The organism is Enterococcus sp. 7E2_DIV0204 (genome assembly GCF_002140855.1).
Classification (GTDB): domain Bacteria; phylum Bacillota; class Bacilli; order Lactobacillales; family Enterococcaceae; genus Enterococcus_L; species Enterococcus_L lemimoniae.
Genome location: NZ_NGKY01000004.1, coordinates 35088 through 55240 on the forward strand (window position 1 = coordinate 35088; position 20153 = coordinate 55240).

Annotated in this window: 17 protein-coding genes and 1 pseudogene; 1 reads left to right on the top strand and 17 read right to left on the bottom strand. The window is 34.4% G+C overall.

The genetic code is table 11. From position 1 onward, the window contains the following. Positions 1-1193 (top strand): annotated as a pseudogene (locus tag A5819_RS17975) (transposase); the annotation flags it as partial. Between the two features lie 73 nt (positions 1194-1266). Here A5819_RS17975 and A5819_RS17980 read toward each other — a convergent pair. The 17 genes from A5819_RS17980 to A5819_RS18060 all read right to left on the bottom strand — a co-directional run bounded on the left by A5819_RS17980 (position 1267) and on the right by A5819_RS18060 (position 19874). Continuing rightward, the gene (locus A5819_RS17980) at positions 1267-1551 is read right to left on the bottom strand and encodes a putative quinol monooxygenase (protein WP_254907345.1); all 285 of its coding nucleotides are present in this window, start codon (positions 1549-1551) and stop codon (positions 1267-1269) included. A gap of 162 nt (positions 1552-1713) precedes the next feature. Further along, entirely contained in the window at positions 1714-2037 is a 324-nt protein-coding gene (locus A5819_RS17985) for a putative quinol monooxygenase (protein WP_086353090.1), read from the bottom strand. 294 nt (positions 2038-2331) lie between these two features. Next, positions 2332-2853 (bottom strand): GNAT family N-acetyltransferase, encoded by a 522-nt coding sequence (locus tag A5819_RS17990; RefSeq protein ID WP_086281959.1) that lies wholly within the window; start codon positions 2851-2853, stop codon positions 2332-2334. A 279-nt stretch (positions 2854-3132) separates the two neighbouring features. Beyond that, positions 3133-3981 (bottom strand): aldo/keto reductase, encoded by an 849-nt coding sequence (locus A5819_RS17995; RefSeq protein ID WP_086281958.1) that lies wholly within the window; start codon positions 3979-3981, stop codon positions 3133-3135. 212 nt (positions 3982-4193) lie between these two features. After that, positions 4194-4775, bottom strand: a complete 582-nt coding sequence (locus A5819_RS18000; RefSeq protein WP_176271509.1) for an NAD(P)H oxidoreductase — start codon at positions 4773-4775, stop codon at positions 4194-4196. Between the two features lie 241 nt (positions 4776-5016). Continuing rightward, a complete protein-coding gene (locus A5819_RS18005) occupies positions 5017-8778 on the bottom strand; it encodes a hypothetical protein (RefSeq protein WP_086282037.1) in 3762 nt (1253 codons plus the stop codon). Positions 8779-8999: 221 nt separating this feature from the next. Further along, positions 9000-10052 carry a DUF916 and DUF3324 domain-containing protein gene (locus A5819_RS18010; protein ID WP_086281956.1) on the bottom strand — a complete coding sequence of 351 codons (1053 nt, stop codon included), beginning with the start codon at positions 10050-10052 and terminating at the stop codon, positions 9000-9002. 132 nt (positions 10053-10184) lie between these two features. After that, on the bottom strand, positions 10185-10907 hold the full coding sequence (locus tag A5819_RS18015) for a WxL domain-containing protein (protein ID WP_086353091.1): 723 nt from the start codon (positions 10905-10907) through the stop codon (positions 10185-10187). An 89-nt stretch (positions 10908-10996) separates the two neighbouring features. Next, positions 10997-11221: a hypothetical protein gene (locus tag A5819_RS18020; RefSeq protein ID WP_086281955.1), complete on the bottom strand. Its 225-nt coding sequence runs from the start codon at positions 11219-11221 to the stop codon at positions 10997-10999. 9 nt (positions 11222-11230) lie between these two features. After that, the gene (locus tag A5819_RS18025) at positions 11231-11548 is read right to left on the bottom strand and encodes a hypothetical protein (RefSeq protein WP_086281954.1); all 318 of its coding nucleotides are present in this window, start codon (positions 11546-11548) and stop codon (positions 11231-11233) included. A 17-nt stretch (positions 11549-11565) separates the two neighbouring features. Continuing rightward, positions 11566-12654: a DUF916 and DUF3324 domain-containing protein gene (locus A5819_RS18030; RefSeq protein WP_086281953.1), complete on the bottom strand. Its 1089-nt coding sequence runs from the start codon at positions 12652-12654 to the stop codon at positions 11566-11568. A 34-nt stretch (positions 12655-12688) separates the two neighbouring features. After that, complete coding sequence (locus tag A5819_RS18035) at positions 12689-13342, bottom strand: hypothetical protein (protein WP_086282035.1); 654 nt, start codon at positions 13340-13342, stop codon at positions 12689-12691. Positions 13343-13384: 42 nt separating this feature from the next. Next, positions 13385-14155, bottom strand: coding sequence for a helix-turn-helix domain-containing protein (locus tag A5819_RS18040; protein WP_086281952.1), 771 nt, complete (start codon positions 14153-14155; stop codon positions 13385-13387). 856 nt (positions 14156-15011) lie between these two features. Continuing rightward, on the bottom strand, positions 15012-17453 hold the full coding sequence (locus tag A5819_RS18045; protein ID WP_086353092.1) for a WxL domain-containing protein: 2442 nt from the start codon (positions 17451-17453) through the stop codon (positions 15012-15014). Next, on the bottom strand, positions 17450-17767 hold the full coding sequence (locus tag A5819_RS18050) for a hypothetical protein (protein ID WP_086281950.1): 318 nt from the start codon (positions 17765-17767) through the stop codon (positions 17450-17452). The genes A5819_RS18045 and A5819_RS18050 overlap by 4 nt, the downstream gene beginning before the upstream one ends. A gap of 16 nt (positions 17768-17783) precedes the next feature. Continuing rightward, on the bottom strand, positions 17784-18992 hold the full coding sequence (locus A5819_RS18055; RefSeq protein ID WP_086353093.1) for a DUF916 domain-containing protein: 1209 nt from the start codon (positions 18990-18992) through the stop codon (positions 17784-17786). Positions 18993-19055: 63 nt separating this feature from the next. After that, on the bottom strand, positions 19056-19874 hold the full coding sequence (locus A5819_RS18060) for a WxL domain-containing protein (protein WP_086281947.1): 819 nt from the start codon (positions 19872-19874) through the stop codon (positions 19056-19058). Positions 19875-20153: the final 279 nt, after the last annotated feature.

Below are 20153 nucleotides of genomic sequence, written 5' to 3' on the forward strand. Positions count from 1 at the left end.
AAGAAGTCCTCCCATGCTTGAAAGAAGAAAACCAATCCGACGGATTGACAAGTGACCAACTGGAAGAAGCTGCGAATCATTTAGAGGCTGAAATTCATGAAGTAGAGGCGCAATTTCCCAATAAAAAGCAAAAAGAAAAACAAAGTCAATTAAAGAGAAAAAGTAAAACATATAGAAAATATCTGCGAAAAATCCAAGCAGATTACCTACCGAGAAAACAAAAATATGAAGCCTACAACCGACTGTTTCAAGAACGAAACAGCTTTTCTAAAACAGATACAGATGCCACTTTTATGCGAATGAAAGACGATTACATGCGCAATGGTCAGCTAAAGCCAGGCTACAATTTACAAATCGCAACAGAAAATCAGTATGTCTTGGCTTATGATCTATTCCCAAATCCAGCAGACACAAAAATCTTAAATCCGTTCTTAGACAACTTTTTAAAGCAACACAATGAATTACCTGAATATATTGTGGCGGATGCCGATTATAGTAGTGAAGAAAATTATATGTATATCAGCGACATCTTGCATAAAACGCCCGTGATTATCTATGGAATTTATCATAAAGAAAAGAAAAAGAACTACAGAGCCAACCCTTTTATCGTTGAAAACTGGCGCTATCTTGAAAAAGAAGATACATACATTTGCCCTGCCCATCGGGCAGTTCCCTTCAAACAATATAGCCGAAGAAAAGATAAGGCTTGATTTGTACGTGATTTCAAAATTTACGAATGTGAAAATTGTTGAAGCTGCTCCGTTCGTAGTCAATGTACGAAAGCAAAAGGCGATCGGAAGCGACAAATTTTAGTGAATAATACCTGGCGTTACTTCAAAGCAGAATGTAAGCAGAAGCTTTTAGAGGAAAAAACCGGTTCGATTTATCGAAAACGAAAAATCGATGTCGAACCAGTGTTTGGGCATCTAAAGGCTCAATTGGCGTTCCATCGTTTCCACTTAAGAGGGAAACAAGGAGCAAAGATTGACATTGGCTTGGCACTCATGGCATTAAATCTAAGAAAAATAGGGAAATATATGGAGAGAAAGACATCTATAATAGAAAAAATAAGCTCAATTTTGACATTAACCATCAAAATCGAGCTTATTTTCTTTCAGAGAGAGGACAATTGTCCCACTCTCTTCCAAATCTTGGCCTTTTGTTACTTCAGTCATATTTTGTATTCTAGCTAAAACGATTCGAACAAAACAGTTTTGGGGAGACTTCTGCTAAACTACTAATTAACTGCATTACTTTTTTTAATGTCTAAAAAGGGATCTCGGTGTAATGATGTTCTTCATAGGTATCATTTAAAAAGTTATTAACAGTCTTATCAAAATGAATCCAGTGTGAAGTTTTATTATGAAAATTCACTGCATCTTGATTCTCCCAATGCTCAATTAGGGTATAACGATTTTTTTGTGTTAAGTCTTCAAGAAGATGATAGTATCGATTTCCTTCTTCTTGAGTAGATTTTCCAATCATATCATCAAGTAATGTCATAAACTCTTCTTTGCACTCTGGTAAAACGTCAAAAAATACATTAATCACGATCAATATAATCACCTCCTTTACTGTAATATCAGGATAATAGTTTTAATTATGTGCTCATATACAATACATGTAATAATTGACTAATATATTATTCTGATTTTCAAAAACGCTTATTCTGTAGTAATCGGTTTATCATTTTCAGGAATGATAGTACAAAAATTACTCTATGCTGTTAATATCACGTACTAATTCAACTCTATTTGGTGGTATAACTAGATATTTGCTTACATTATCATTGTAGTAGTTAGTATGTGGCATACTCAGATGCTCATTGAGTGCTTTTTGATTTTCCCAATGTTCAATAACAACGTACCTATCAGTACTTCTTTCCTCTTTAAAAACACGATAACTGATATTGCCTTTTTCCTTTAAAGAATCATCAATTAGATAATATACAAGTTTCAGAAACTCTTCTTCCATTCCAGGAATAACCTCAAAATCAATATTAACTACGACATTTCCTATGGGTAAACTATTAGCCATTTTAAATCTTCCCTTCTCGACAATCGTCCATTTAGTGATTTACTGTCACTTGTCTATTATAATATTTCCTTCTGAACTATTATTGCACATTTCATGATGTGGTCTATGAAATGTGTAATAATAGTTTCGATGATAATTTCCACTACTTGTATTCTCATTCTGAAATCTATCGTTATTTTGCATATCTAGCTTCCGATTTTCTGCTCTGAAAGATATCCTCGGTCCAAAATCTAATTATGCTTTAGATTGTCCCATGTACATAAAAAATTTTGTTTAGCCCTACCTTACAATCATTTAGTTAAACTGAAAAGCGTATCGAATTCCATCTTCTACGTCTAACCTTATTATGCCTTTAAAACTGAAACCATTGTACAATATAACTTTTTGCATATAACTATTTTCTGGCGATGTGTCGATTCGAATATCATTGACTCCCATATTCATCAGCAACACAATTATAAGTTCCAAAAATAACTTTCCATATCCTCTGCCACCACGTTTAGGATCTATGGCAAATCTATGGATTGAAGCATACTCTGAACTCTTATCTATAATATCCCACACTCCATATTGAATATTTTCATATGCTTTAATAGGATCAGTATGGATAATCGAGGAACCGACAATTTCTGATTCAAATTTTAAGACATAGCAATTTTCTTTTAGTATTTCTTTTTTTATTTCATCTGTACTTGGTTCGTCTTTTCCTTCCCACTGGCTTGAATCAACTTTTTTTAATAATCCCTTGCAAGCATCCATGATCTCCATTATTCTCGCTAAATCATGAATTTTTGCATGTTCTAGAGACAAATGCATAATAGTTCCCACCTTTCTATTTCAAAAAAAGTTAAGTTATGTGATTACTAAAGTAATCTTATTGAATTACTTTTATATCCCTATTACATTTGTTCGTTAATCAATTTTTCACGCTTAAATCTAGGTAAACATTGGCTGGAACTATACATAAATGTACTGATCAATGGTAATTGGATTTTTCTCACAACACTTTTGGCTTTCATAATTATTTATTTATATGGTATCTGATTAATATTAATAATACTCGAAAGATTTGTATCATAGCTGCCCAATTTAATCCTATATAATATCAAGTGGCTGCTTAAACTTAGGAGGACTGACTATTGAATCAATCAATCTAAGTTCTCTCTCACTTAGCTCAATTCTAGCAGCAGCAATATTATTTATCATATGCCTGACATTGCTAGTCTGTGGTATTGCAATAGTTTCTCGATTACGTATCGTCCATGCTAACATCAATTGAAACACGTCAATTTTTTTAGTATGTGCTATTTCTAGTAAAATTTGGTTTTTGGCTAAGCCAGCCCCTCGTGTATCGCCTTGATCTATTGGGCTATAAGCAATTATTGGCAAGGCTTCTTTCTTTTGTAGTGGTAATAGGTCGTACTCGATTCCCCTACTAGCAATATTGTACAAAACCTCGTTTGCTTTACAATTTTCTCCATCTGGTATACTAAAGAGTTCTTTGATGTCATTACTGTCAAAATTTGATACTCCCCAAGATTTTATTTTTCCTTGAACAACTAGATTTTCCAAGTCATAAACAGTTCGCTCAAGTGGTATTCTACCTCTCCAGTGTAAAAGGTACATATCAAGATACTCTGTTTCAAGACGTTCTAAGCTTTTATCAAGTGAGTAACTGAGACTAGGCTCACTAGCATTAGAAGGATAAAATTTTGAAATTAAAAATATACTCTTCCTGTTCAATACTGATATTGCTTCGCCAACAAGCTTCTCAGATCGCCCATTTCCGTACATCTCAGCAGTATCTATAACACTAGCCCCCTGCCTAATGCCTTCTCGAATAGCGTCAATTTCATTATTTCTGATGATTTTATTGTCGCCCATATGCCAAGTCCCAATTCCAATTGGGTTTACTGGCCGTCCATTTAACCTGACTTTTTTCATAGATATCCTCCCTAAAAAATATTTAGTACATTTCATAATTATCCTGATGCTTCACTCAAATAATTTATCATACTCAGTCCTACTGTACTATAATGTGTACACTATATTTTAAAAGAAATTTGATGTTGATGAGTTAACATATTTTAAATGATAGTCTCGGCCAAATTATTTGCGTAGCACATTTTCTGTACTAATTTATTCCATTTTCAATCTTAAAATTTTAAAAATGTTTCCCCAAGATTGTATGATTCCTTACAGATTTTCTCGCACATATTACTAGATCCTTCATTTTTCAAGGTGTCATAAAAAATACTAATTCTACACTTTGAAATTCCAGTATACTCAGATAACCCTACCTCTAAATACCTTTCTAGAATTTTATCATATCCACGTTTTTGGAATTTTTCTTTCGATGATCCTGCAAGTGCAATCCACTGGATACGCTCGTGCGCTAGTCTTCCTTGTCCATACGCATAGTTGTACTGCCATACTTTATCTATGTATCCCTTTAGCATCGCTGGTGGCATGTACCACCATACGGGGAATACAAAGCACAAACCCGTATTTCTATCCAAACGATCCATTTCTATTTTGACATCTGGTGTTGTAATAATCTTTTTTGACTCCCAAATCGGTTCATTTTCCTCTCTAATTACTGGATCAAAATCGTTGTCATAAAGATCTAAAACCTCAACAATATTTCCCTTATATTCAAGCCCTTCATTAAAAGATTTCATAGCTGAGTATGTCAATGAGTTTTTTCTTGGATGAGTTACTACTGTTAATACATTCAAAATTTTTCTCTCCTTCTACTTAATAATCTATACATGTACTAAATATTCAATTATACAACTTTAATTTTTTTTATTTATTTAGTATTCCAAAATTTCCTTTTAGTAATTTTAGACCAGTAAAAAATCTGCAATATATATCTTTCAAATTAAAATTTTTCATGGATTATGATATTAAAAACAGGACCTAGATAATTTTTATCTAGGACTCCCGTTTGACATCTTTTTTGATTTTTTTCTGTTACTATGGTGTTTGTTCTACTTGCCATAAAATCGTTGCGCGATAGCCTCCTGCCTGTAACACTTCCCCAGAAGGAACTTCTAGCAATAAGCCAGATTCATTTTTATCCCACTCATCGCTTATATTATACTGCCCTTCGAGTTTATGCTCTTTTTCAGCTACTGATTGTGTGACATTCTCTTCTAAGACCACCGTGTCTGTTTCATTTATCTTATACCGGATTGCAAAAGGTAGAACCTTACTGGAATCTTCTTGGCTGGTCAATGGTTTCTTCAAGGTTGCTGTTAAGTCCCACTTACCGCTATTTTTGCGATTATCCCAAACAATCAACGGTTTGTCATACTTAGCCTTTTCTACTTTAATAAAAGGTATCCCTAAAGTCTTACGCCCAAAATTCAAGAATGTTGGAGAGGATTGCACGAAGAGCATGCCTTTAAATTGATATTGAACAGTGCTTTCTTCACTAATAACTGGAATGGCCGTTTCATTGTCTGGTTTTTTCACTAATTGGTAGTTTTTAGCCTGAATGGATTCCAGCACTTTTTGCACTTCTGTTTCTTTCGTTAAATCAATCGTTGTACCGATCACTTTATCGAACGTGATTTTATCGTGTAAGGCTTCTCCTGTTTCATCGACAAATTCCACGTTCACTTTTTGATTACTTTGAATATCAATTGTAATCGTTTTTTTGACTGTTTCGCTTCCTCTAACAGCCTTTAGGGTTGCTTTGTAGCTGCCTTGTCCAGGATTCAGTGGTAAAGTCTTTGACTCTACTGATAGCGTAACATCTTTACTTGATCCAGTCGCTACTTCCCAAGCAACCGCTTCAGATTTTTTTAGAATCAATTGATTGACTTCACTTTCAGCCAAATCTTGAAATGCCTCAGGTCTACTGCTAAAATCATTTGCAGCAATGTACAGTCCTTTAGATGGTAGTGTTCCATCGATCACTTGGACTGGCACTTTGATCAACGTCGTCTTATCTGGTTTGTTTGTATCCGTCATACGCACCATCACGCTCGTCAAACCTGTCACTGAAGTATCTGGCATTGCTCCCTCATATTCGTATGAGGCAGTATGATCAGGTAAGATAACCGCATCCTGTATCACTTCGGAAGCTTTTTTGGTGAACGCTGTACCTTTTTTGATGATTTGCGGAATCGGTTTTGCCCCAAGATTGTATGCATTTATTTTCACGGTATAATCCTGTGAGGGTAACCCCTTGTATGGACCATCTGACTCATTAATCGCTAGCAAAGACGTATCATACCGTTTAATCGTACCTGGTTCTTCATTTAGCTTCTCAGGCAATCCTGTCCTTGGAATCGTCAAAGGACTATCGAATTCCTTTTGACTATTGGAGAAAAAGGGCATCATGACCTCATCACCTGTCGGATACGTTACATACACCGTCCCGTGATCCGTTGTTGTAGGGATTTGGCTTAATTTGTAACTCGTATCAAAATCATTGACATAATCAGAATAAACATTAAAGACTTCTGGATCAGCCTTGATCTGCATATATGGAAGTTCTTGGCCAGCAAAAATTTCATATCCAGTATTCAGAGATTCGTCAGGTAAAACTTGCTTCCAAGGTGCTCCTAGCTGGTAGGCAGTATCCCATCCAGAAACAATTACTTGCCCTTGATAATAGTTCTTACTTTCAGTCCCATTGCCAGAAAAATCATTTCCAAAATAATTTCTTCCACTTTGGACACCAGTCTCATTAAATGTCCCTGCAATATATTTTGTATAATCAGATAGCCAATTTCCTCTAGAATCTTTTAATCGAATGGTAAATCTTTTGTCTGACGAAGGTTGCATATAAAAACCGCTATTACCACCTAATGCATAGATAGGCACTTGATCCGTTAGATAATCTAAATCTATAGGTTCTAGCATAGAAAAGTTTTTTGTTTTTTGGGAAAGATTATACATGTCCAATTGTACTTTAAAATTTAAATTTCGGCTCAACGATAAACTGTAGACATACAAGATGCTACTTTTATCATCATAAAATATTTGCTTTAGTTCGTCCCCCTTACGCAAAAAATATCTTGGCTGTCCAATTTCATAATTTCTTTGATCAGTTGAGAGTCCAGAAGTAGCATGCCACTTACCGTATAGCGGTAACCCATCAACACCTGGAACATCTTGTACTTTTCCTTCACCGCCGCTGTAAACATAACCTTTTCCAGCGTTGTCTTTAATTATAAAGCCTAGTTCATTTGAAAATGAACTTACTGATATACCTCGATTTGGAAACCCGGCTTTAGAACCGTTGATAGGGTTAGCTAACAGACCACCTGAACCTCCGTTTGGAATGATATTCCAGCCTGTCGAGGAGGAATTATCAAAAATCCTATCTGGAAGAACCAAAACATTAAATTTATAATCCAACGGTTTTCCGCCTAAAATGGTGGTTATGGTTACTTCGTTAACCCATCTACTAGAACTTGTAATTGATGATTTTGTCACTTGAGTATCAAGTAATTGACCAGTAGTCAGCTCCCACGCTTTTGGCGATAACTTCCCTAACAGAATCTCAACAATTTCCGAGTTATTTTTTCCTTTCACATCGCTTACAGAAATGGTTGGCAAAGAATTAAAGTGTAGACCAACTTTAGAACCAATAATAACTGACTGTTCTTGCTGGGTAATCATGATGGGGACAGAAATGACTGTTGAAACAGATGTATACGTTTTATCCGTCATTTTTATATAGCCCCAGTGAAATCCTGACTTACTCGTATCGAATTTATTGAGTGGATCCGTTGGCTCACCTGCTGGATTTTTGACCCATTCATAGGTAGAACTAGAGGCTTTTGCATCATTCAAAGATTGATACTTCGAAAAAATACTGGCACCATCTGTTCCCATAGACATGGCTCCATTTTGACTAACACTAAAGTAGTAAGGAGATTTCAGGTCAGCCCCAAAAACGACTACATCTTTTTGAACAGAAGCTTTTTGTTGTTCCTCACCTATTCCCACCGTGATCTCAAATTCGGCTTTGTAACTTCCGACAGTAGTGACTGTAATGGTTGTACTGATCACCTCAACTGGAATAGTTGTTCCATCTTCTACTTTCCAAGAGTGGACATTGGATTTTGTTTTGACTAATTGCTGCAATTGTTCTGGCGTTTTATTTGCCGTTTCATTTGGATACAAGACAATTTTACCGTTTACATTGTCTGTTTGAAGTGCAATTTGATTATCCAGTAAAAAGGACGTTCCTATATCGGTAACAGTTAATGGTATGGGAACGCGAATACTCGTCAGATTGTGGTTCTCAGTAATCTCAATATAAATTGTTTGAAATCCTATTGCCTCACTACTAGGGTTAGTAGGTGTTCCATCAGCGTTCACGTATTCATATAAAGCACCATATTCTGGATGCGGAATGATCCTTTCGGAAAAGAGTTTCGTTAGCCCCGCCTCACTGTTAAGGTCTGGAAAAGCTTCATTTTGTTTCATCGTCAACACTTTAGGTGTTGCTTTCAACCCTTCCTCATTTTCAACTGGATCTAGCGCTCTCGCTGTATAGTTTTGTGTTGTTGTTACTGTGGCCGCTTTGGTGTTGCTTACATCCGAACCTCTGTCGATCGACTGTTTTGTCGCTTTTTTTTCACTCGTTTCTGGTTTAGCTAATATAGGATTCGTTTCGGTGAATAAAATGGCCACAGAAAAAATACTGAACACGGTGATTCCGATTAGTAAACAAAGTATTTTCATTTTAGAGGGCTTCTTTTTTGCGTTATCCATTTTTTCTCCTTTCTTTATTATTTTTTGATCATCTTTCAAATACACTCTTATCGCAACACCTCCTTTGTATTGCTATCACCTATTTAGTTCTACCGATCGAACCAGATCATTGTTTGGCTTATTTTGCTTGTTGGTTTACGGCGATACACAAGAAGAGTGTCAGGTTTGATACACTATTGTCTATTCTGAACTATTTTTTGTCTTCTTCCGTAAAAAAACGATTACTTCCTTTTTTCAGGTTTCATTCTTTTACGTTTTATCGCTTTATAACTCAAAATAAATACAAGTATGCCTATGCATACCATCAAAAAATATATTAAAAAAATCAGTTTATTACCTGTTTTATTTTCTACCAATTGCGTATTAAGACCATTGGCTTCCAACGCATTAATCTTAAAATCTTCTGTCCAAGACCATTTACCACCATTTTTTGATACAACGTTGATCTGAACTGAATAATCGCCAGCCGTCATCCCTTTATCTGACAAATCAACTGGGAGATCAATCATCGAATTTGGCGCCATTCTCATTCCTTTTTTTTGATACTCAAATAACACTTTTTGTTTATTAGATTTTCTTAATTGAACAGCAATGTCCATCCCTTCAACATAGACAGGATGGATATTAGAAATATTAATGAACAAATGGCTTTTACTCTCTTTAAATGCTATGTATGTTTTATTTAGTTTTAGCTCTGGTTTTATATTGCTGGTATCCCCAACCCGTAATAACACCCCAACTAAAAAAGCAAATTCATTTACTACTACGTCTTTTTTACTTTGTTCCTTTACACTACTGTTCACTACTGGCTTGATTTGAATCCCACCTGCTATCAAACCATTGACCGCCTCTTTGGGCAAGGAGATCTCTAAATCCACTTCCTTAGCCCCTTTTGGTGGGATCACCACTTTTTTCGGTCCTTTAACGACCTCAATAAAATTGTTTGTTAGCGAACTGTCTTCTTGTGACTCATTTGGACCATATTCAACTTTACCGATACTATTGGTTTTTGCAGTATTTAACCGAACCTCTACTGTTAATTCTTTTGGTAATGAGTTATATAATTTGAGAGAAATTTTTTGTTCTTGACCAGGACTCATTTGAAGATCAAAATAGCCTAGGTCTTTGTTTTTCTGATTTTCAGGATATATAACTTCATAAGATAGCCCATCAATCAAATTTATTGGCTCTTGTTTTGCAACCCCTTTGATAGGATCAAACGATAATCCAAGGTAAAATGAAACGAGTAACAAGCAGGTAAGATATTTTTTCAATCACTGATACCCCTTTCTAAAATAGAAATACTTAATGTATTACATACTCACTCTGTGAACAACTTATAACAATAACTGTCAACCAATCTACTTACTTATTCAATTTATCACCATACACAACCAAGTAATTTCTTAGTATGTGTTGTCAAGACTCCAGTTCACGCTACCTTTAAATGCTTTACCTGCAGCGCCCGTGCCTGTTGTTACTGTTAATTTAGTATCTGATAATTTTGTGGCAAAACCACCCTTAACAGCATCTGCTTTTGTTTTAGCAATGATGTTTGTGCCTGTTGTGTTACCAGCTTCTAATGTTACATTTTTATTTACTGTGATATTATTAGGATCAGCAAGTGTTCCTAAGTTCCCTTCGATAGGATTTGGTAAAAAGTCATTTGTATCTGGATCAACTTCACCAATATTGTATGATTGTGCATCACCTAAAGTAAATGTTAGTTTTGATGGCAATTCTGTAGCTGAGCTGTCTTTAGAAACTAGTTTAGACAATGAAGCCGTTACTTTCCAAGCTGAAGTGGTTACAACTTTTGCGCCTTCTTCGCCTGTTTCAGTTCCTTGTCTGTCATCATTTACGACAATGTATTGATCTCCAGCTACAGTATTGCTGTATGTAGCAATATTCGCTGTTGCTGCTTGACGACCAAAGTCAAACTTAGATGGTGTCCATACCAATGCTAAGTTATCTTTAAAAGGTCCAGGTCCAGGTTGTACAGGTCCGTCAGTATCAAAGCGGATTCCCAAATCAGATTCCATGCTTCCAACTTCTTCTGCATTCGCAGGTTTTGCAAAAATCAGTAATGCTGATGACGCAAGTAATGTTGTAAATAGTATTTTTTTCAAAATTTAATCACCCTTCTTATTAGCGCAAATAGAAATGGCGACAGTTATTATTATAAATTGTTCACAGAGTAATGCTTTTTCTCACTGATCTATCCAATCAATCTAATTTGGTCTTTTAGTAAAACGAATAAATAAATAATCAATCCTAGACTAGCAATAGACACGACTAATAAGCTAAAATTAACCGCTAAATCAAGTTTCTTTTTCTTTAATTTTCTGGCCAAGAACACATCTTTGGAAAGTGTTCCCAGAAAAAAAATCAACGACACAGAGGCGACTCCTCCTAATATATAAATCCATAAATAATCTCTCATTGTACACTCCTATACATGTATGCTATATACCTTGCGTAAACTGATTACACCTAGAAATACGATCAAACAAGCGACACCCGACAACAATAGAATAAAAGAGGTCATCATTTGCCCTAAATGTGGTAATGCACCTTCTGTTGTTGGATAGACAGGTGGCTTTGGTTCATAGATCGGGGGGGTTGGTTTCTCTGGTTCGACGGATTGATTGAAGGAAATACCCGTTTCTGTCTTTTCTTGCTCTGCTAAAGCATATTTTGCTTGGCTGAACAACACACCAACTACACAGATTACAATTAACAACGACCAACTAAAGTACGTCTTTTTCATCCTTATTCACCTTCTTTTCAATTGGACTTTTTCCACTTTTTCTTTTGACTCCCCTGCTTTTTTCGCTTAGCAATTCTGATTTTTTTCCATTGTTGGCTCCATTTTTTTCTTCTGAAAAGAATTGCTAACATAGTTAAAACAGTGAGGGCTATTAACAAAATAGCAGTCCCTTTGATCCAGGTTGGGGTAATAATTTTAAAGGCACTTTCTTCATTCATTTTTTTTGCTTGTTGGTTCGTGATCGTGAACTCTTTACTCAGCTGCCATTCTTGATAATCATTGGATGCATCCAATTTTAAGGTGTAGGTACCTGATGGTAAATTCGCAATTCCCCAATCCATTTCAAAATCAAATGAACTATTAGGTGCCATGCTGTAATTTTCTACTGATTTTCGTTTGACTACTTCATCCGTTCCTTTTTTAGTCATCGTACCTATGATGCTTAAATTTTCTAAAACTTTTGGTTCTGGATTTTGCAAATTGGCTAAAACCATTTTTTTCCCGCGTTTGATTGAAGCTTTCACGGAGTTCAAGTTCAGCGTTTGCGCATTATTGAATTCGTCTCCCGATTGTGAAGTAATCAACCCTACTCGATAGGAAAATTCTGTTGTGACCCCACTCTTCGACTTCTCTCCTTGATCTAAAGCGAATACGATCGCACCCATTTTCACACCATCATACTTTTCTTTTGAAGGTATCAGTTGGATTTTTACTGTCTTCTCTTCATAATTTCCCACAGTAATTTCTGGTGTTGGGATTTTGAGCATCGACGTTACCGGTTCTTTTAAGGTCAAATCGTAATAGGATTTGTCATCGCTATATTCGATCGTTCCTTCATCTCCTGTGATCGCATTGGTTCCATATATCTTTATCCGTACGTTCTCTTTCTTCGTACTTTTAATTCTGACTTCTAATGTTTGAGCTTCTCCTGGCGTCGTTTTCACATAAAAATAACTTTTATTCGGATCTATTTGTGTATTCGACTGTACCAGAGTCACTGTATACCCTAAATTATTATCATCCTCTGCAGCCATCACTTGATCTGCAAAAAAAATGAATGGAAAGGTACAGATAAGCGCTAGATACATCGCATTAATCTTTTTCATGAAAAAGGATTCTCCTAACTACTACTATTTGGTTTTATTTAATTGATCGAACAATAATTTCCACATTCCACTTGTATTCATCATCAAAAGCCATTTCAGAAATTAAAATGTAGCCTTTCCCAACAAAGTATTCCGTCCAATGATCCAAAAATTCGTTGACGTATTCTTCCGCTGCTTCTTTTGTTTGAAACGGTCCTTCTACTTTGACTATTTCATTTTCTTCATATCGTTCATCTTTTTCTTCATATAAATACTTCGTAATAACGGATATGATATAAACAATCGTCATAGAAACAATAAATAGTAATAAGAACAGCGGCCAAACAATCGTCGTTAGTAAAGCGATAACGTTAATTCCGATAAGCACTAGGAACACGATGATTGAATACAGCATTTCTTTTCGTTTTATTACTTCTTGCCTATTTTTGATATAAAACATCAAGATAAGGAAGAGATTTAAGGTCATCAGTAAAAAAGCAACGAATAAATACTTGAGTAAATCATCCAAGTAGTAATTCACCATAAACAATAACTGGATAATAAACTTATCCCTCTTATCAACATAAAATATGGCCTCTTCGTAGAATCTTGAAAACAGCACAGCATTAGTGATCCATCCAATTAAAAGGGCAATTTCACCGAAATAATAACGTTGATAGGTTTGATAATAATTCTTTTTTTCTTTCACACATTTAGCCATCCATTTCTTCAAATAATTGCGTAAACTTTTTTATCGTCTATTTAAGGTTTGCTCATTATAGGTCTTCTTCACGTGTATCGCTGAAAGAAAGCGTTCTTTATTTGAATATGTAAGAAGATAGCCCTTGGTTCGAATGATTTCAATTTCAAAATGGAACTGTTCTTTTAATTTATTACGAATATGAAAAATTAAATTTGCTACTCTATATTTTTCACTTACCAAGCTAGTTCTTTCTCCATACATTGCTTCATGTATTGCTTCATATGTCACAACATCTCCCAAATTCTGGTACAATAGCTCAAAAACCTGAAATTCTTTTCGCGTTAATGGTATTATCTTATTGTCTATAACTAAACAAAGTTTATTTCTATCTAAAAATGACTTTTCAGATATATTTTTTTCCTCTTTTGACTGTAGTAAACAGCTTTTATAATTAAGGAAACTCTTTATTTTTGCTAGTAAAACCTCAATTACTTGTTCAGAATCAATGATATCAATCACAGAATTTTTACTCAGACTTGGGAGCAATACCTCTAACTTATCGTGATTTTCTCCACTTAAAATCCAGACAAATAACGGATGGTCCTCTTTTAGTTCCACTAACCATTGGATTGCAATTATGTAATCTGATGATTCATCTATGCTAATTACTAAGCCATCCAGTGAGTTCAGCTGACTTTTACTGCTAATTTCAAGTATGCTATTATCTTCTTGGTCGAGCTTTTTCCTGAGTAATTGTCCAATATTGTCAATTTTGTCTGAGTTGTCTCCAATAGATAATAGGCCAATAGTATTTTTCATATGCGTTCTCCTCTAAGTTTTTTAATTAAATATATAGACCTCAAAAACAATCAAATTATTTGCACTTATCATAATTTTAAAATGAATAATTTTTAAAAATATAATATTAATGACAGTATATTTAATTTATAAACATATAATTATCCTTAAATTGCAAATAAAAACCACATAAAGATAAAAGATTCACTATGTATTAGGTCATTTTTATTTTTCACCTAACTGCTGAAATTCCTGAATATTTTTCCTAAATTACTTGGTGACAAACTTTTTTACATTATTTTTCTTCTCCCTCACATTATGTTCTACTTATTCGATCACTAGTAAACTTATTGCGATTATTTTTTATATATCATCTATCCTCTCTATTATTCAAACTTCCCCTTGGCATTTTGACCAACTTACATCAATAGTTTAGAGTATCATCAATGATGTCAATAATTTTTAGTTAATCAAAAAAAATAGGTGTTCATTCCTCTTGTATCATCGAGCTGTTCATTCAATAAGGTAAGTTACCTATGTCTTTCATTTCAGTGGTCTTTGAATCCTTAAAAACTCAAATTTTGCTTATAATACCTTTCCAGGCAAGCACTTCAAGGAAATAGTAATCCCACTTTATGGTTTTCAAAAAGATTGAATATGCAAGTTATCATTCTTTACTTTGACTTTGAGACATTTCTTTCGAAAAAAAAATGGACCTAGAGGACGTAGCCTCTAGGAACCATAATAAATGCTTTAAACTCACATATGCTATTTATCAGTCTAAGCATCAAAGAACCACAAAGTTTTTGGACATTAAAGTTGCAATGCTCTCTTTATAATTAAGTAATAACCAATCAATCTTTTAATTCTTATTATACTATTCTGGAACATTCTCAAGTACCCATTTTAAATTTGATACATACCTCTCGGAAGTTTTCTTTGATGCTCCTGGAACGGTCAAAGTGACATCTCTATTAATATTAGCCTCTCCAGTGATTACTACCTGATCACCAGAATTATCTCCATTAACAGATGTAACCACATCATCTTCTATTGTATTTTTTCCCCACTCAACCTCATATTGTGCTCCCCCAGATGTTTCCTGGGGGATACTTACTATTCTGTGAGTTTCTCTATTAGGCTCTATTGTGATATTACCTTCAAGTACTCCATTTTCATAAACCTCACCATCCTTAAGAACTTTAGGATTATTTAATGAAATTTTAGTCCCATTGCCTAGACTATTTCCACTTGGCGAAAGAAATTCATCTTCTTGAGATACTGATACTGACCAACCACCTAAGTCAATGTTGCGCTGATCAGAAATTCGAATGTAATTTGCCCTGTAGCCTTTCTCGTTCCCCAAGTCATCTTTGAGCGGTACAGACCACGCACTATACGTCTCGGTGTGATCAGTTCTTTTATTAATACCGAAGTATAAAAAAGGTACGAAATCTAGACTTAAATCACCTCCAGAACCTGGACCGGGTTCTGGTCCCTCAGGATCAGGGTTTCCAGGTAACACAATTAATTCCTTCTGCGCATATGCAAACTTATCACCATTTTCATTTATATATGTGAGAACTCGCTCGTTCTCACTAAATGCTTCTCTGACTTTCACTGCACCTTCTATTGGAAAATTATAGTACTGTTTTCCTTTTTCAGTGACAATCGGAACAGATTCGTAGGCACTATCTTTGTCAATTGAAAAATTGAAATCTATTTTCAAATTACTTGGAAACATCTCTTTTTGCACACTAGTATTAGTCGGATCATTCAAAATTATTTCAATTTGTCCAGAACTTTTATCCATAATTATTGAGAACTTCGATGTGACATCTTCACCAGTAACCATATCTGTCAGTTTAATGGCATCAGCACTAAAATTACTTATATACTCTGAAAACTCAAATTTATATGAGAAAATATAAGATTCTGGTAGAACAATTGACTGATCATAATTGTACCTTGGAGGATTAGAAATAAACGAGTTAAACTTCAAATCAAAATCTGCTTTATCGCCATCAGGATCACCAACAATCACCGGTGGAGAATAGTCTATCATCCATATTTTCGAGTCCATCATACCAAGCCAAGATGGCTGCACATCACCTTGATTATTTTTACCACTTGTAATATAAAATTCAGATTGACCATGGAAAAGTACACTCACACTATTTTCCGATTTACCCACATAACCTGATCCGTACGGTGAACCTGCAAAACCTCTCATACTTCCATCTTTACTTGTTCCCAATCTATTATCCAAATATATTTTGTATCTTGAGTAAGCGAAGTAATCGATTTGATCATTATTAAATAAATATGATTCAGTATTATCAAGATTGCTTATTGGAAAATACCCGCTTATTTCAACTGGTTCGCCAGTTTGCGAATCAAAAAAACTTAATTTCTGATTAACACGGCTTGAGGCACCTAACCACATACCTAGAAGGCTTGATTTTGGATTAGAACCGTCGAAACGCGAGTTAATTTTCGAAGGTACAGTATCACTTCCCTCAAGAAACGTCCATTTGACATCTACATATCTCCCTTTATATATACCAACTTTATTATAGTAAACATAAAACTTTCCTGAATACAATATTAATTGTTTTTCAATATCCGAAAGTTTGTACTCGTCATATATATCTCTTGTAACATCGGGAGATGTACTGACATAATAACTTGAAATTCCTGAAAATATTTTAGGCATAAAATTATACTCTGCAGGAATTACCCCATTATCACTGGTGTCTATAACAGGTACTATTGTTTGATACTTAAGTCTATCACCTTGTGCTACCCAACCAGAAACTTTCGGACTTATTGAATTATTTTTTAAACCTGTTTTTGTATTATTACTTTCTTTTGTACTTTCTTTTGTACTTTCTTTTGTACTTTCTTTTGTACTATTCACAACTGATAAAATCAAAACATTTTCTGCACCTGGAAAAGTTACCCTAAATATACCATCATCTGAAACATGAAATTTTAGCTTCACTATACGAGAGCTGTGAGTATCCAGATATAGCTTCTTTTTATTATCTCTGAACGAGAGCCCTTCACCCGATATTTTAATCCCTTCCATCCAGTCTGGAATTTGAAATTCTAAGTTATATTCATATGTCTTATCACTTCTTAATAACAGCTCAACTTCTTGCCCAGTAGTTACTTCTATTTTATCTTTTTTTGAATCAGAGTATGCTAATTTTATAGCCCCATCACCGCTATAACTCTCACCAAACACATACTGCCCCGTGCATAATGAGAAAATTATTGCAATGAGAAAAATTGTACATAGATTAGTTTTCTTCATTTATACTCCCCTCTCTTAAGTATAAAATATGCGATTGCAACTGTGATAATCATTCCACCTAAAATGTTTATAATTAGGTAATCTCTAGTACCTGCATGTGGTAGTATACTTGCAATATTCTTTTCACTGGACATAGAATTATCCATATCTGAATCACTGGTAGTATCAGAGGGCCAACTCCCATAAAAACCAATGCTACCATTCCCATTAAGCATCGCATTATCTGTTTCAATTTCTGCAAAAGTTGGGCTACTTGGGACAAAAAAAATAAAAAGTGCTATTATGATTAAAAAATATCTTATATTTTTTTTCACGTTTAACTTCCTCCTTTTAGCGTGACTTGTTCCTTCCTTTTCGCTCCTTTCTTTTATTTTGTATATTCTTACTATTTTTCAAATGTTTTTTCTTAGTCTTCTTTTTGGAAGAGGATGATTTTTTTGATAACTCCAATTTTTTTTGTTTCCGAATATTCCTATAACCAAAGATTACCAATAGTACAATCAAAAACAACAGTACAAGAACTATATACCCAGAATAGTTTGTCGATTCAGAAGTAATTTTTACATTAGATGAATTTAATTTTTTTGCCTCTTCTTTTTTGATTACTACAGTCTGATCAACTGACATCTTTTTTGCATACTCTTTTCCATTATATTTATATTTCCCATTTTCGGTTACTGAATAAAACATAGCCCCTGTAATTTTGTACTCACCTGGTTTTAATTTTTTATCTCCAAGTGATATTCTGTATTCCATAATTGAATTAGGCGCCATCTTTAGTTTTTTATTTTTTATTGTTTCAATGGGCTCTATACTATTTGATGATATATTTTCTATTTTTAGTTCAGTACTAATATCATTTGCAAATTCGGCACCAACATTTTCAACATCAATAACTGCATTGCTTACACCAGATTCTGTTATAAAGTGGGAACCTTTGAGCTCAAGTTCAGACGATACAACATTTTTATTTTGTGCTGCCACTAATGCTAAATTATATGCAAAAAGATTATTAATTGCTACAGATTCAGTACTATCATCCCTAATTTTTTCCTTTTGGTCGTGTTCTTCGAAATGAATACCAGATACAATTTTCCCATCAAATTTTTTATCAATCATATGTAATCTGAAATTTACTTCTTGCGTACTATTACTTTTCAATACAATTTGCTCAGGAAATTCAATATTCTTTTTTATGTCCATCGGTAAATTAACTGAATTTCTTAACCCTTTATCTGAGTATTCAATATTTCCGAATCCATTTGTCGTTGCAGGCACGACATCAATATCAATAGTTAAATCTTTATCTGTTGTATTTTTTAAATTCACTTTCAGGTCAGTATCTTCACCAGGGGCCATAAGAACATCAAAATACTTATTTTTTGATCCTTGTCGCTGAATGCTTGGCGTAATTGGATTTACAGAAAAACTAAGCTCAGATGCGTGCGAATAGCTAAAATGGCAATTCGAAATGAGCACTACTATTATAGGTATTACATAATATATCTTTTTTACCTTATATCTAAATTTTTTTTGCATAATTTTACCTTTCTAATCTGATTGTAGGCAGCCATAAATTTGGCTGCCTACAATAATTAAAATTTATTCAGGTGCATCTGTTAAGGTCCACTTCAAGTTAGTTACATAGCGCTGTGCTTCTTTTTTAATGGTTCCAGGAACTGTTAAGGTAATTGCTTTGTCAATATTCGCTTCTCCTCTGTTCTCAGTAATATTTCCTTCTTCATCTTTCGATACACTTAACACTGTATCCGTTTGAACAGTATTTTGACCCCATGCATTTACCCATGTCCCTTCTCCTTCATTGGCCTTCGCTTCCCAAAATGTTTGTGATTCTCCATTTGGTGTTACTGTGAATTCGGCCAAATTTGTTGATGGTGCTGTTGCGTCAGTAAAAACACCTTTGGCAACCGGGCTTGTAAATTTAATTTCTGTTCCTTCACCAAGTGTTTTTTTGCTTTCATTTGTGAATTCATCTGTTTGCTCGACTTTTAGAGACCACCCTGAATACTCATCTCTTTTATCAGACACTTGAACGTAGTTTGGCTTATAGTCAACTATTTTTCCGTCTTTACCAATGATCGGTACTGAATAAGATTCATATGTTACTGTTTTATTTGTTATCTTATTTAGTCCAAAGTATAGATGAGGTACAAAATCTAGGCTTAAGGGCCCTGGAGTTCCTGGCTCTGGGTCTGGACCTCCTGGATCTGGATTACCTGGATCAACTGGATCAGTTGGATCAGGATCAATTGGATCAACTGGGTCAGTTGGTCCATTGTCTTGATAGTATTTTATTGAACCTTCACTTCCAAGTTCAGCTGCTAAAGTAGTTGCCCCTACTAGAGTTGAGCAGAGTAATGTTGCGCTGAGCAATGAGATGCATACAACTTTTTTTTTCATTTGTGTATCCTCCAAAAACAATTTATTTGATATTACAAAGAGATTATACGATTCCAAAGGTATAGGTATTTATCAAATTTATGTGTTTTATTACCTAAACTTGATAACCTTTTTCTAGTTGCTATGATAAAAAATATACCTTAAAAAAATAGAACACCCTAGAGCCAATTGACCATCGAATTATTAATATTTGGATGGTCAATTTTCTATAACTTAGTTACGTCCAATTTAAATGTTAAATATCCTAATCAATTTTTCTCCACTTAACCTTTATAATAT